Source organism: Rhodococcus sp. BH5 (assembly GCF_027583855.1).
GTDB classification, from domain to species: Bacteria; Actinomycetota; Actinomycetes; order Mycobacteriales; family Mycobacteriaceae; genus Rhodococcus_F; species Rhodococcus_F qingshengii.
Map to the genome: position 1 here is coordinate 267,506 of NZ_JAJHVW010000003.1, position 14,650 is coordinate 282,155.

Genomic DNA, 14,650 nt, shown 5'->3' on the forward strand with positions numbered 1-14,650 from the left:
CGGGGTGATGGCAATCAGCTTCGCCGCAGTCGATGAGCATTCGATGAGCGCGATAGCGTGGGGAAATGCGAGACCACACATTTGAAGCCCCGGCTTTCGGAGTGCTCGGACCCGTGGTCGCGTGGAACGAGTCTTCACACCAGATCGATCTGAAGGGTCCACGACACCGAGCGGTCCTCGCTCGTCTCGTCGTCGCCCGCGGACGTGTTGTTCCCGTGGACGTGATTGTCGACGACCTCTGGGTCGATCCTCCGTCCGGCGCTACCAGCGCAATACGTACGTTCGTTTCCGCTTTGAGGCGTGCGCTCGAACCGGATCGCGCGCCGCGAAAGAAGCCGAAAGTCATTGTCACCGAAGGGCCCGGTTACGCCTTTCATGCAGCACCCGACGCGGTCGACGCTTGGGAATTCGAAAGACTGGTGCGAGAAGCCGCAGATTCGACGCCGGCGCAATCACTCGAACTGCTCCGAACCGCGCTGCAGCTGTGGAGAGGGCCGGCCTACGCGGAGTTCGCCGACGAGCCTTGGGCCCGAACGGAGCGATCACGCTTGGAGGAACTGCGTCTGACTGCCGTCGAACGCTTGGCATCCGCGCAGCTCGATCTCGGGCGAGCTGCCGAAGCGATTCCCGATCTGGATGCCCACGTGACGGAACACCCTTGGCGCGAGGAGGGTTGGCGACTACTCGCTCTGGCGCTGTACCGGTCCGATCGTCAAGGCGATGCTCTGGCAGTCCTACGTCGCGCACGGAAGTTACTCGCCGAAGAGTTGGGCATCGACCCTGGTCCACGACTGAACGACCTCGAGTCCGACATTCTCCGCCGGGAAACCCGCCTGGATCCTGTAGGGGCAGAACAGATCTTCAGTCAGGTTTCGGCAGCGTACGACCGGACCGTAGCGGCAGGATCGAAATCGAGATTGGAGTCAACCGTCGGCCTCCTCCGAAGTTTGGCAGTTGCGGGCGGAAGCGGACTCGAGACTGCCCGAAACCAACGACTGACAATCATCGGCGCCGCTGAACAATTGGACGACGTCGAACTCACCGCGCGGATCATCGGCAATTACGACGTGCCCGGGATCTGGACGCGATCCGACGATCCTCGGCAGGCTACGCAGATCGTCGAGACCGCTCAGCGCACTCTCGATCGACTTCCGGCCGGCAACGAACCCGCTCGGGCGAGACTGTTGGCGACAATCGCACTCGAATCGCGCGGACTGCCCGGTCATCACGGTCTCGAATGTGCCCGTGCCGCAGTACAGATCGGTCGCGCTCTCGACGATCCAGGGCTCCTGGCCTTCGCTCTGAACGGATTGTTCATGCAGACGTTCTGGACTAACGGTCTGGCCTCCGAGCGCGACGACATCGGCCGTGAACTGGTCGACCTCGCCATTCGACACGGCCTGGCTACCTTCGAGATCCTCGGCCATCTGATCCGCATGCAAGCCCTCAGCGCCCTTGGGCAATTCGATGCAGCCGAGCTACATTCCGAGACGGTTGATCGATTGGCCGGACGTCACGAACGCCCGTTGGCAGCGGTGTTCACCACCTGGTTTCGCGCTATGCGTACTGCCGCTGCCGGCGCGGAGGCCGCGCACTGCGAGAAGCTGTACGAAGCTGCGGCGGTCAATCTTTCCGATGCCGGCATGCCGGGTCTCGCGGACGGCATACTCCCTCTCGCAATTCTCGCCCTCCGCGTATGGCGGGGACTGCCGGCGATTTTCGACCCGACCACGCAGTGGGGCCCCTACGAACCCTGGGCCCGGCCACACCTGCTCATCGCACAGGGGCAGACGAACGAAGCAGCGAAGGCCGTCGAGGCATTGCCGGACCCGCCCGAAGACCTACTCTCCGAGGCACTGTGGTGCTTGACTGCCGCAGCGGCGACTGCAGTCGGCGACCGTCGAGTCAAGGAGCGTGCGCGAGCGGCGCTCCTACCTGCCGCCGCCGAAATAGCCGGCGCCGGAAGCGGAATGCTCACCGTGGGACCCGTCTCGCACTACCTGGCCGAATTGGAGCAGGGCTGAACCGTCAGGTGAATGCAATCACCGTCTCACCCCACGCCTCCCGGATCTCGCGGTCGAGATCAGCGACGACGGCATCGCGTTTGTCGATCAACAGTGTCGAGCGTGTGTCGGTGTCGTAAGTGGGCCACCCCGGGTCCGCACCCAGTTCGCGATCGTCCCCGGCGTCGTAATCGCCTGCAGCTCTGGCAAAGTCCAACCACCTCGCCTGCATGCGCTCAGAGACATGACGCGCCGCGCTCAAGCCACCCAACTTGTAGGTAATGTCTCGTGCCCCGTGGTTGATGTTGCCGAAGACGTAGGCAAGTTCGGTGCCGTGGGTCGCACCGATCTTCAGCGCCTTGAGCATCGGCGGCGCGTAGTCGAAGCGATACAACCACGTCGGCGCAACCTTGCTGTGCGCCTCGGCGATCCACAACGTAGGCAGCCGGAATCCGAAATCACGGGTCAAACCGAGACCGGCGCCCAGCTTGGACAGTCCCGAATACGCGCCTTCGATTTGAGAATGATCCGGTAGCTCGAGTCCTGGATGCTCGTCGGCGATCTCCGCGAACATCGACGTGATCACGACGGGATCGATCGGCATCAACGGCGACTTCATCATCCGGAAGAGCGAAGATTCGTCCTTGTTGGTTCCGATGATCAGCGGAATCGGGTGTGCATTGCCGTGACGGAACGCGCGCACCGGGTAGTCAGGGAGCAGATCACCGTCGACGATCGGCGCGAACGCCAAAGTGCCAGGCGTCTCCTGGGGGACGCGAGCAAACAGTTCGTCTGACGGCCCGATCAAGTCTTCGGCAGACGTGGACCGCAACAGACCCAGATCGCTTCCGCCGCTGAAGATCTCGAGAAACAGCTTCGCGACGATCTCACCACGTTCACTACCGTACACCGAAGTGGCGGGCGAACTTTCGGCAATAGCGCGATGAAACAGGCCGCGAGCGGACGGGACGGTCATCAGCGTCGTCACCGCGCCGCCACCTGCCGACTCGCCGAACAACGTCACTTTGTCGGGATCGCCACCGAAAGCCGCGATGTTGCCTTGAACCCATTGCAGCGCTGCAATCATGTCGCGGAGAGCGACATTGGGCTCGAAGGTATGTTCACTCGAATTGAAGGACGAGAAATCGACGAAGCCGAACACACCGATGCGGTAGTTGATCGAGACGACGACAACGTCGCCGTTCTCAGCCAATGTGGTTGCGTCGAAAAGTGGTTGGCTGGACGCTCCGCGGAAATACGCTCCGCCGTGAATCCAGACCATCACCGGTTTACCCGGCGCATCAGAACCGACGGCGCCCGGTGCCCACACGTTGAGGAACAGGCAGTCTTCGTCCATCGGAACGTTCTCACCGAGCGGGATCATCGCGAGTCGACTTTGCGGCTCACACGGCCCGAATTCTGTTGCGTCCTGGACCTCGGTCCATGGCTTCGGCGGAACCGGCGCGCGAAATCGCAGCGGACCGACCGGAGGTGCCGCGTAACGAATCCCCTTCCAACTCGACACCGAGCCTTCCGTCGATCCTCGAACCGGCCCGTACGTTGTCTCGACTACCGGCGCTTCGCTGGGTGTGATCGTCATTCGATTTCTCCTCGAAAACAAGTTGCTACTTCGACAGGGCTTCGACAACGTGCGAGAGTTCCAATGCTGCCAGCATCAGGAACAAAACGGTCATGATTGCTGCATTGTGGCGGATCAGAGTGCTTTTGGTGGCGCTCAGTGCATCGGTCACCTTCGCCGAGGGCACGGCAGCCAATGCTGACAGCACGATCAAAGCGATGGACGCCCCTACCGCGAACAGGACGGAATACGCGATCACTGATACCCAGCCGAGGTGCCCGCCACCGATGATCGAACCTGCCTTGAGTTCGAGCGGCAGGTTCTTCGCGTTGGGTACGGTCAACAACAGTCCCAGGACCGCAGCTTTGCCCGGTTGCATCGAGTCGATCTGCGCCAGCCACGACGGCATCGCCGGCTCGGCATCGTCTTTCGGACGGCCACGCCAACTCGAGTACGCGAGCGCCAGAAAACCGACAGTGAACACGACGGCGAACACCGTCTGGACGGTATGCGCGCTGCCGCTGGACTTCGATTCCACTCCGGTGGTCGAGAGTGCCGTCGCTGCTGTGATCGCTGCCGCGGCCAGCACGATGCTCGCGGTGTACGCGAATGCATTTGCCTTCGCCCGAGTGGACAGCAGGATCGCGATGATCGCAACCAGAGGAATCGGGCTGATGACGACGCCGGTGGCGAGTGGGATGAGCTGCGCAGTAATCGATTCCATTTCTGCGACCGTACAAGCGGCCAATCCGGCCATTGGCGAAACGTTCGGCCTCCACGACATCGCCACTCACGGTGTCACAGAAGCACGGCTGTGAGGACCACCCGGTCTTCCTCTTCGACAAGTTCGAGGGACGTTACCGTACCGGCGAGCGATTCAAGCCCGATCCCTGAGTCCCGTGCCACCGGCATCCGACCCGGCGAACTGATCCGCACTACTACCGCCCGAGCATCGGCGAGTGTCACCTCGAGGAAGACGGGCCCTCCTGCACCGTGTTTCACGGCGTTGGTCAGTCCCTCCGACAGGATCTCCACCACGCTGTCGAGCCGAGCGGAGCCGGAACCGATCACCGCCCAGACTTCGTCGTCGACGTGACTGACGACCGGAATTGCGTAGCGCCACACCGTGACAAGATCATCGATACGCTTTCGGGCATCGGAGTCAGCCGGCTGATCGGATGACGCAGACAGGTCGCTTTCCAAGCCGTCGAGAATGTGGGCAATGGTTGCCGCAACATCGACTGGGCGACCGGCAACGGCGCCCGAAGACCATGCGGCCGCTACGAGTTCGCCCTGCACCGACGAGTGCAACAACCTGGCCAGTCCACGTCGGGTGTGCATGAGCTCGGCATGGATACGAGCTGCATCGAGCGCTTGCCGGCTCAGGGCACTGCGGAGTTGACGCTCCTCGTCCTGACGCTGCGTATCCGCAGCCCTGATCAGGCAGACGGACAGCGCAACCAACGGGTAGACGGCCATCGACGAGAGATAGAAAGTCGGGGTACGGCCGAACACCGTCAGGAGCAGCCACGTGGCGGTACTGCTGATCAGCGCACTCGAGCAGTACACCGCAGAAAGAGTCGCGATCCGTCTCAGAGGGCCGTCTCCGCTGCTGACAACTCGGCGAGCGCACGCATTGCCACCGACGAAGAGCCAGAAACCGACGCCGAGCTGGACCGCCGTGAACGTCACGCCGTAAGTCGTGAGCAGGTAGACGGTCACCAGTGCCGTGTACGCGAACACCGGTACGTACAGTGGCGCCGGTTCAACACTGCGTACGACGCCGATCAGTCGATCTCTCGCCGTCAGCCGCACAGTCGGCGTCGGTGATTCGATCGGGGGAATCTCCCGGAACAGTCGATGACTCATCGGGCGAACCACGTCGTCCGAGATTCGCTTCAAGAGCGCTGCTCCTCGCACTCCCTCGAGTTCCGTTTCAGCAACCGCGTGCATGACCGTCTCGATACTGCGCTCGAGCTCTCGCCGACACTGCGCACGGGTTTGGCCGAGGCGGAATCGATCCCGGGTCTGTTGGAGTTGGACGGCGGCCCCGGCAACCTTCAAACTCCGTTGCAGCGCGAGGCGGTCACGGAGAGCGCTTACCAGTACGGCGGTCAACGACAAGAAGACAACGCTGCACACGACGTTGAGTGCCACACGGACGAGCATCGGTCTGGGGTCGACGGGGAGTTCGAGCGAGCGGGTGATCGCGTCGAGGACGAACGGGCGGATCGCGCCGATCATTGCGAACAGGGCCAGGGCTGCGAGCTGCGATCGGTGTGCTGCAAGAACAGCCCTCGCCATCAGCAGCATCACCCCGACAACGCAGTGGGTCGCGAAGGCGCCGACTGCCATCACGCCTACTTCGCGCACCCCGGTACACAGGTAGTAGTTGGCCATCACGGTCACCGCGAACGGCAGCGTCAGAATCCAGGACCACTTGGTGACGATGTTCCGATCACCGAGACGAAGCCACCACTCGCGCGGGTTCACACCGAGTCGGTCACTTCGGGCACACCGAAATGGCGGATGAAGATACTCGCAGCAAGCACTCGCGGATTGGTGGACGAATCGTGCGTCAATCCCAGGCTCTCGAGAGTGCGCGCGATGAGCTTCTCCACACCTCGGATCGAGGACCCACGATGCGCTGCGATTGCGCTGTTCGACCACCCGAGCGAGATGTAACGCAGAAGATCGAGCTGTGATCTGGTGAGGCTCGACAAGGCGGAGTCCGGATCACTCCCGAGCGTCGGTGGCTCGGTTTCCGTCAACGCGGCCTCCACTACGCCGATCAACTGATCCGCCGACTGGACAGCCGCCTTGTCCACGAACAGCGATTTCGGCGGCACACCCGCAGAACCTGGCGCTGTCGATGCGTTGGGGTAGTTCGTCAGGAACACGATCGCGCAATGCGGAGCCTTCACGGTGACGATGTTCGCGAGATCGACGCCGTTCGGCCGCACGCCAAGGTCGATGTCCGTGACCAAGAGGTCAGGATCGAATCCGTCGAACTCCGTGAGCGCTTCGACCGCCGATCCGGCCGTATGGACCACGAACCCGGCGTGTGTGAGCGTGTCACCGACGAGCGCACGCATCAGTGGTTGGTCTTCCACCACCAACACCCGTCGCACCCACTGGCTGGTCTCCATGACCAGAGATTAACCGTTGGGAGAGTGCGTATTCGACCGAGCAGGTGGTGACGGATTCCGAGTAACACGGCAGTTATCAACCATGCGGGTTCCAAGCATTTCGCCCGATATGTCCCAAGCGTCGGAGCGCAGGGTGTTCCGAGTACACACCCCTTCGACCATCAGGACGGGCCATGACCGCACCGATCACCCCGAAGAACACCGCAGTACGACGAGCCACTTTGCTGGCAGTATGCGTGAGCACCGCAATGCTCATGCTCGACATCGCCGTCGTCAACACCGCCCTGCCGTCGATCGCATCCGATCTCGATACCGGAGTCAGCGCCCTGCAATGGGTGATCGACGCGTACACGCTGGCATTGGCGACGGTGGTTCTCAGCGCCGGATCGTGGGCAGACCGACGGGGTCGACGCCATGTTTTCATCATCGGCATCCTGTGGTTCACCACGGCATCTCTGTTCTGCGCTCTGGCGCCGAACATCTGGGTGCTCGACCTCGCGCGGGCCGCTCAGGGTATCGGCGGTGCCGTACTCTTCGCCTGCTCACTTGCCTTGCTGGCGGACGTGTTCGAGAAGGGTCCCCAGCGCGCGACTGCTCTGGCTGCATACGGCGCCACGATCGGGGGCGCGTTTGCCGTCGGCCCACTGGTGGGCGGGTTGCTCACCGAGTTGTTGGATTGGCGCGCAATCTTTTTGATCAACGTTCCGATCGGGTTGATCACACTGGCGATGACGGTGCGGTGGGTTCCCGAGTCACGCGATCCTCGGCCTCGCCGCGCGGACGTGCCCGGGCAGATTCTGGTGTCCACCGGCCTGGCAGCTCTGGTGTTCGGTTTGTTACGCGGTAACGAGGATGGGTGGTTCGAGCCGCAGCCGATGATCGCCGCGGTGATCGCCGCGGCCGCCATGATCGGTTTCTCCCTGCACGAGCTTCGTACCACCGAGCCCATGCTGCCCCCGCATCTGCTCGCCAATCGGGCCTTCGCCGGAGCGCAGATCGCAGCGTTCTCGATCTCCGCCTCCCTGTTCGCGGTGTTCGTCTACACGACCATCTACCTGCAGAACGTGCTGCATCTGTCTCCCGTGGACGCCGGCCTGGTGTATCTACCGGCGACGATAGCGATGTTCGTCGTCGCGGGCGCCACCGCGAAATTGGACGGGCGCATCCCCGTCTCGGTCTCGTTGACGTGCTCGCTTCTACTCGTCTCGGTGGGGCTGGTCATGATGACCGTCGTCGACGTGACCAGTTCGCCGTACGCGATACTTCCCGGATTTGTTGTCGCGTGCGTGGGGGCCGGGGTGTTCAACCCCGTCATGAGTGGGTTGGTTCTGGGCGAAAGCACTTCGAACCATTCCGGATTGGCCGCAGGGATCAACGACGCGTTCCGGCAGACCGGCATCGCAGTCGGGGTTGCCGTGCTCGGCGCCTTCCTTCCGGCGCAGTCGATGCTGCCCGGCGGACCACCGGACGACTTTGTCGGTGGACTTCGGTTGGCTCTGTTTGTCGCAGCCTTCATCGCAGCTCTCGGTGCGTTGGTCTGTGCGGCGACGCTGCGCACTACCAGCGTCAACCAGACTCTTTCCGAGGAATCCGAGCAGATGTTGACGAGAACTAGTTGACCGTTTTGTCCTGCATGTATGAATTTCGCTCCTTAGAATCGAACCGTCCTGCGTCCGCAGGTACGAGGGGAAACGGATGATCTATCGACTGCTCGGGCCGTTGGAGGTCGCACGGGGTCCGGCGACGAGCGACGTGATCGATCTGGGCCCTCGAAAACAACGAACGGTCCTTGCCGTTCTACTGCTCAACCGTGGTCGCGTCGTCTCCACCGACCGGCTGATCGATGCTCTCTGGCACGACGACGCACCGGCGAGTGCGATGGCAAGCATCCAGGCGTATATCTCCAACCTGCGCCGAGCGCTACGCGTCGAAACCGGTACGGCGTCACCGATAGTGCGTCAATCGCCTGGCTATGTCCTCGAGGTCGCTCCGGCAGACGTCGATCTGTCGGTGTTTCTCGACGACGCCGAAACGGCGCGACAACACGCTGAGAACGAACGGTGGCAGGAGGCTTTGACGACCGCTGACCGTGCCCTCGCCTCGGTCCGGGGGCAGCTTCTGGACGACCTGAACGACGCGCACTGGGTGGAGGTGGAAGCCGCAGCCTTCGAGGAAGTGCGGACCGAGTGCCGGGAGACCCGGATAACGGCGCTTCTGGCTCTGGGGCGCCTGGCACCCGCGCTGGTCGAAGCTGCTCAACTCTGTGGCGAGTACCCGTTCCGCGACCGGACCTGCTGGCTGCGAATGGTTGCCCTGCATCGGGCGGGCAGGTCACCGGAAGCCTTGGAACAGTTTCGATTACACGCGTCTCGGCTCGACGCCGAGCTGGGACTGGAGCCCGGCGGGGAGCTGACAGCATTGCAAGGCGCGATCCTGCGCCACGAACCCGGCCTGGCCGCCTGGCCGCGCACTCCGGGATGGACGGGGGCCGAACAAGTTTCGGTCCCGGCTTCTCCCCCAGCCGTAGCAGCGATGCTCGAGACGGATTCCTCACGCTTGTTCGTCGGGCGCGACGCTCAGACGATTGTCGCCGACAAGATGCTCGACGACGTTCGCCGTGGCTCACCTCGCTGGTTGATCTTGACCGGCCCCGCCGGCATCGGCAAGACACGATTCGCCGAGGAGTGTTCGTCGAGAACAACGTCCATTCGAGGAGCCACCGTCTGGGCACGTTGCCCGGAGGACGACGGAACGCCGCCGTGGTGGCCGATCCGCCGACTGGTTCGGGAACTCGGAGCCGACGCCGATTTCGTACTGACGCCGCCGACGGACATCGATCCGGACGAAGCGAGATTTGCCGTCTACGAACGGGTTCGCACCACCATCGAAGCTGCGGCGAAAGATGCACTGTTGACCGTCGTCATCGACGACATTCAATGGGCCGATCCCACGTCCCTTCGTTGCCTGACCTACCTGGTCGGCGCAATGACCAGTGCCAGAGTCTGGTTCGTGTCGACGCTCCGAGACTTGGAAGTCGGGCCGGCAGTGCGCAAGTTCGAAGAAGCCGTACTCCACGGCGAAGGAAACCGAACCATGATTGTGCCGGCGCTCGCGCAGGGCGAGGTTGCAACACTCGCAAGGTGCGTCTCCGGGGACACGCTCGACGACGCGGAGGCGCGAACCCTGGCGGAACGAACCGGCGGCAACCCGCTGTTCGTCTCGGAGTACGCCAGGCTTCCCCGGAACGAGCGACTGGGCGACGGCATCCCCGTCGCCGTTCGATCTGTCCTCGGTCGACGCCTTGCCGCAGTCGAACCGGCAGTGTTGCAAGATCTTCGGGTTGCCGCAGTTATCGGCGACGCCATCGAGGTGTACACACTGGCCGCAGCCACCCGTCTCGATGTCGACACTCTCGCCGACCATCTCGACGCGGCTGCTGATGAACGAATCATCGTCGCGGACTCGGCAAACGGCGGTTACGTCTTTGCTCACGGCCTTCTCCGAGACGAAGTCCTCGAGGCGATACCCACGCTTCGTCGCCAGCGGATACATGCCCGAGTTGCCGAAGTGCTCGAAAATTCCTCCGATCCGGACCGGCTGAGCCGCCGCGCGCAACATCTGATGTCGGCACTTCCCCTGGTCGATCCACTCGTCGTTCTGGAGGCATGCACGGCTGCAGCTCAGGATGCGACCGATCGGTGGAGTTCGGAGACCGCGGCCGAGTGGTGGGAGGCAGCTGTCCGCGCGTTCGACTTACTTCCGGTGTCCCAGCAATCCGCTGACGATCGGGACGACCTGCTGGTGGCCAGAGTCGAGGCCCTCGCCCGCGCAGGTCGAGGGCAGACAGTTCTCGACGTCGTCAATGCCGGTCTCCTCGAGGCTGTTCGGGAGGGGCGAACCTCCGCCGTCGGACGATTGGCAGGCGCATTACTTCGGGCCGCCGGTGCGTGGCCGTGGGTTTCCTACGGTACCGATCCGGGACCACTGCTCGAACGGCTCGCGGCGGTCGAGCCCTTGGTCGAGAACGACAGGTCAGCTCACGCACGGGTTCTTGCTGCGCTGGCGGTGGGAAGTTGCTACCACCCCGAAGCCGAGATCCCGAATCGATGGAGCGCCCGTGCTCTCGACATCGCCCGCGAACTCGACGATCCGGATGTGATCGCGGACGCGCTGCTCGGACGGATTCTGCTTTTCTCCGGAGTCGCGGTGCACAGCGCGGAGTCCATGCGCCTACTGCGCGAGCTTTTCGAACTGCCGCACCAACAATCGCGTGTCGACAGCGTCGTCGCACACGCCGTCGCGAGCATGACGGAGATGAATCTGGCCAATGTCGATGCCGCCGTCAAACACGTCAGGCAGGGGATCATCGGCTGCGAGCTACTGAGACTCCCGGTGGTTCGGGTCCAATTACGCTGGATGGAAGCAACTCTCGCCGAATGGTACGGAGACTTCGCGCAAGCCCGCCGGCAGTACGAGACGGCCAGGCAGATCCATCTGCAAACGGAGTTGTACACGGCTGGCAGCGCAGATCTGGCGTTCAACACTCTGGAATGGGAGCGAGGTGCGTTGGCCGAATCTGATCCCGGTGTCGTGGAACCTGATTCGTGGACCATCGCCATCGACGCCGCCCGAGGCGAGCGCGAGGCCACTTCCGAAGGCATCAAGAAGTGGCTGATCAATCGCGGGCCACAGACGTGGACGACATTGGGACACCAGACGCTACTTGCACGCGTCGTGGCAGATCTGGAACTGGTCGAATACGCCGACACGTTCATCGACCTACTCTCGCCACACACCGGCTGCATCGCAACGGTGGGCCATGTCGGTGAACTGGGCTCGGTCGCCGAAGCCTCCGCTCGTCTGCACGCGCTTCTCGGTCACGTCGAGCAGGCATCGACTCTCCTGGATCAGGCCGAGAAGATCGCAACTGGCTCCGGTGGAGCACCAACACTGCTGCGCTGTCGACTGCTTCGGGCGCAGCTTCGAGAGCCGTCCGCCGAACGTGAACGGGAGCTGACGGAAGTGGCGGCCGAATCGGAGACACTCGGCATGCGGGGCGTAGCTGAACGAGCGCGATCGACATGGCCCTGAACTGCGAGAATGCGCTTGGATAAAACTTGGATCCGCTCGGGATACACGTCAAGAACCACCCAAGCCTGTTCGGACATCCTTCCCTTGACCGAAAGACGGATGAGGAAAGGAAGACCATGAACCTTCAAACCCCCACGCTCGACGCCGCGGTCGAATCACTGCGCGCAGAGGTGACCGGCTCCGTTTCCCTGCCTGGCGAAACGGGATACGAGTTGGCGATTCCGTGGAATGCAGCGGTTCCCGTCGCGCCTGGCGCTGTGGTGGCAGTCGAGAGCGCGCAAGACATTGCCGCAACTGTGCGATTCGCGGCGAAGTTGGGTCTGCGCGTCGGTGTTCAGCGCACCGGCCACGGCGCGGTCCCTCTCGGCAGTGACGTTCTCCTCGTCCACACCGGCAGGCTCACGGAGTGCGTCGTCGACCCCGAAAACCGCACTGCCCGAATCGGCGCGGGCTTGATCTGGCAGGACGTCATCGACGCTGCCGCTCCCCACGGCTTGGCGCCACTGGCAGGTTCTTCACCCACGGTCGGAGTCGCCGGCTTCCTCACCGGCGCCGGCATCGGCCCGATGGTGCGCACGTACGGGCTGTCGTCGGATCACGTTCGTTCGTTCGACATCGTCACCGGCAGTGGCGAACTCATTCATGTCACCCCCGCCGAACATGCCGAATTGTTCTGGGGACTCCGCGGCGGCAAGGCCACACTGGGCATTGTCACAGCCATCGAGATCGACCTACTACCGGTCACCCACTTCTACGGCGGTGCACTCTGTTTCGACGGCGCAGATGCAAGTGCGGTCGCGCACGCCTGGCTGGACTGGGGCGCCGACCTGCCTGAGCACAGCTCGACCTCTCTTGCCTTTCTGCAACTTCCACCCCTTCCACAGGTTCCGCCGCCGCTGGCCGGCAGGCTCACCGTCGCGGTCAGATTCGCAAGTCTTGCCGAGGAATCCGATGCCAAGTCACTGATCGACCGAATCCGTTCAATCGCAACGCCCTTGATCGACGCAGTCGGTGTGCTGCCTTATGCCGCCCTCGGGGCAGTGCACGCCGATCCCGTCGACCCGATGCCGACGCACGAATCCACGGCATTGACCAACGAGCTGTCACACGAGGCCGTCGACGCATTGCTGGCCGCTGCCGGCCCCGGATCCGGTTCACCCCAAACCGTCGTCGAATTACGTCTCCTCGGGGGCGCCCTCGCACGGGAACCTGAGCACCGCAGCGCCTTCTGCCATCGGGACGCTGCCTTCTCGCTGTTCACCGTCGGAGTTCTTGCCCCACCGATGGTCGACGCGGTAGTCCCGCACGCCGAGACTCTCGGACGAACGATGGCGCCATGGACGAACGGGCATGCACTGCCCAACTTCGCGCCGAGCGTCGACCCGGAGAAGATCGCCCGCACCTACGACGAGGACACCGCTCACTGGCTGAGCGCTTTGGCGGACACGCATGATCCGCAGGGAGTCCTGGCCGTCGGTCAGGTCATGCGCCGGATCTCCTGAACTTCGCCAACTCTCGCAACCGGACCAGATCCCAGGCGTGCTGGGGGCGACGGATACCCGGTCGATCTCGGGGGACTCTGACCCTCAGCGCCTGCGGACTGACCGTGCACCTGACCGGAGTTGGCATCATCAGCGCCTCGCCGTCGACGCCGACCGGAATCTCGTCGGTGTCGGCGTCGACGATCACCTCGAATCCGGTGCCCTGAGCCAGACCGTGTTGATGCGCCCGATGGAGCAACCCGATGGCCTGACGGGCACTGCTGACGGAGATCGCGACGATTCCGAGAGTGCCCCGGTCCAATCGCGGCCGATGACCGAGCCCCGCCAGGTCGTTCATCTCGTACGGGCCGTTGCTGACCAGCACAGCCTGTGGACCCACCGCGGACACGCTCGGGGAGCGCGCAGTCAGCACCGCTCCGGCACGTCCGGCGAGGAGATCCGGGAGCATCTGCAAGAAGGTGCTGGTCTTGGCGTCGCGGTACTCCGGACTCTGGACTACCTCGGCGTACGCCCCGAACGATGCGTTGTTGACGAAAGTTCGACCGCCGACATTTCCCAGATCCACCGTGACCTCGACGCCGTCGACGAGCGCGTCGAGGCACCGAGACGGATCCTCGAGATCGAGCCCCAGATCCGCGGCGAAGTGGTTGCGCGTTCCCGCGCTGACGACGAGGAAGGGCAGGTCGTGTTCGGCCGCGACAGCAGCAACCAGTGCCTGTGTTCCGTCGCCACCGGCCACACCGAGTAGGTCGGCGCCGTCCGCGACCGCCTGCCTGGCCAAGGCCGTCACGTCGATCTTCTCGGGCCCCTCGAGCAGTGCGACCGTGGCCCCCCGTTCCTCGGCCTTGCGTTTCAAGTCGAACTTCTCGACCTTTCCACCGCCGGAGTTCGGGTTCATCACGAAGAACGGTTTGACGGGCGGCGGTGCAGTTCGCTCGACAACCGGCAATTCCTTCTCCTCCCCCTCCAAGGCGGTGCGAGCGAAGATACCGGCTACGACGAACAACCCGATCGCAAGGAGCACCACCCACAGGAGGCGTTCTCGGACCAGGAAGGTGAGCACCACGATCGGCGTCAGAACCGCCACGGCCAACGAGAGCCAGCGGAGGAATCCGCGGGTGGTCAGAAACCAGTACACGGCCACGACGCACACGACCACCCCACCGATCCCCAGGATCAGCATGGTCAAGGTTTTCAGTCCGGCGAAGATCAGGAGCACCGCGACTGCAAGAACCAGGGCCGCAAAGGCTGCGCGCGCCAACCAACTCTGTTTCGACGAGGGCCGATCCGTGTGGGCAGAGGTCGTCATCGAGCCACCTCCCCGCG

The 14,650-nt window shown here is 63.4% G+C and carries 9 protein-coding genes; 4 read left to right on the forward strand and 5 right to left on the reverse strand.

From position 1 onward, the window contains the following. Positions 1 to 65 precede the first annotated feature (65 nt). A complete protein-coding gene (locus RhoBH5_RS10265; protein WP_151098434.1) occupies positions 66 to 2,024 on the forward strand; it encodes an AfsR/SARP family transcriptional regulator in 1,959 nt (652 codons plus the stop codon). Positions 2,025 to 2,028: 4 nt separating this feature from the next. Here the strand turns inward: RhoBH5_RS10265 and RhoBH5_RS10270 are convergent, their stop codons facing one another. From RhoBH5_RS10270 to RhoBH5_RS10285, 4 genes are all read right to left on the reverse strand, one after another. Beyond that, positions 2,029 to 3,603: a carboxylesterase/lipase family protein gene (locus RhoBH5_RS10270; RefSeq protein WP_073512501.1), complete on the reverse strand. Its 1,575-nt coding sequence runs from the start codon at positions 3,601 to 3,603 to the stop codon at positions 2,029 to 2,031. Between the two features lie 25 nt (positions 3,604 to 3,628). Next, a complete protein-coding gene (locus RhoBH5_RS10275) occupies positions 3,629 to 4,306 on the reverse strand; it encodes a GAP family protein (protein ID WP_168798812.1) in 678 nt (225 codons plus the stop codon). Positions 4,307 to 4,380: 74 nt separating this feature from the next. Further along, a complete protein-coding gene (locus tag RhoBH5_RS10280; protein ID WP_030536202.1) occupies positions 4,381 to 6,075 on the reverse strand; it encodes a two-component system sensor protein in 1,695 nt (564 codons plus the stop codon). Further along, the gene (locus RhoBH5_RS10285) at positions 6,072 to 6,731 is read right to left on the reverse strand and encodes a response regulator (RefSeq protein ID WP_050654977.1); all 660 of its coding nucleotides are present in this window, start codon (positions 6,729 to 6,731) and stop codon (positions 6,072 to 6,074) included. The genes RhoBH5_RS10280 and RhoBH5_RS10285 overlap by 4 nt, the downstream gene beginning before the upstream one ends. A gap of 173 nt (positions 6,732 to 6,904) precedes the next feature. Between RhoBH5_RS10285 and RhoBH5_RS10290 the strand changes: the two genes are divergently transcribed. The 3 genes from RhoBH5_RS10290 (at position 6,905) to RhoBH5_RS10300 (ending at position 13,324) form a co-directional block, all read left to right on the forward strand. Next, the gene (locus RhoBH5_RS10290; RefSeq protein WP_125052330.1) at positions 6,905 to 8,350 is read left to right on the forward strand and encodes an MFS transporter; all 1,446 of its coding nucleotides are present in this window, start codon (positions 6,905 to 6,907) and stop codon (positions 8,348 to 8,350) included. A 76-nt stretch (positions 8,351 to 8,426) separates the two neighbouring features. Further along, positions 8,427 to 11,822, forward strand: coding sequence for a BTAD domain-containing putative transcriptional regulator (locus tag RhoBH5_RS10295; RefSeq protein ID WP_151098436.1), 3,396 nt, complete (start codon positions 8,427 to 8,429; stop codon positions 11,820 to 11,822). 116 nt (positions 11,823 to 11,938) lie between these two features. Further along, complete coding sequence (locus RhoBH5_RS10300) at positions 11,939 to 13,324, forward strand: FAD-binding oxidoreductase (protein WP_270008234.1); 1,386 nt, start codon at positions 11,939 to 11,941, stop codon at positions 13,322 to 13,324. Here RhoBH5_RS10300 and RhoBH5_RS10305 read toward each other — a convergent pair. Next, complete coding sequence (locus tag RhoBH5_RS10305) at positions 13,305 to 14,633, reverse strand: diacylglycerol/lipid kinase family protein (RefSeq protein WP_270008235.1); 1,329 nt, start codon at positions 14,631 to 14,633, stop codon at positions 13,305 to 13,307. The genes RhoBH5_RS10300 and RhoBH5_RS10305 overlap by 20 nt on opposite strands. Positions 14,634 to 14,650: the final 17 nt, after the last annotated feature.

Bases quoted from the DNA above. Each gene is read 5' to 3' on its own strand.
- RhoBH5_RS10270 (WP_073512501.1), bottom strand. From the start codon at position 3,603: ATGACGATCACACCCAGCGAAGCGCCGGTAGTCGAGACAACGTACGGG.
- RhoBH5_RS10300 (WP_270008234.1), top strand. From the start codon at position 11,939: ATGAACCTTCAAACCCCCACGCTCGACGCCGCGGTCGAATCACTGCGC.
- RhoBH5_RS10275 (WP_168798812.1), bottom strand. From the start codon at position 4,306: ATGGAATCGATTACTGCGCAGCTCATCCCACTCGCCACCGGCGTCGTC.
- RhoBH5_RS10265 (WP_151098434.1), top strand. From the start codon at position 66: ATGCGAGACCACACATTTGAAGCCCCGGCTTTCGGAGTGCTCGGACCC.
- RhoBH5_RS10305 (WP_270008235.1), bottom strand. From the start codon at position 14,633: ATGACGACCTCTGCCCACACGGATCGGCCCTCGTCGAAACAGAGTTGG.
- RhoBH5_RS10290 (WP_125052330.1), top strand. From the start codon at position 6,905: ATGACCGCACCGATCACCCCGAAGAACACCGCAGTACGACGAGCCACT.
- RhoBH5_RS10295 (WP_151098436.1), top strand. From the start codon at position 8,427: ATGATCTATCGACTGCTCGGGCCGTTGGAGGTCGCACGGGGTCCGGCG.
- RhoBH5_RS10285 (WP_050654977.1), bottom strand. From the start codon at position 6,731: ATGGAGACCAGCCAGTGGGTGCGACGGGTGTTGGTGGTGGAAGACCAA.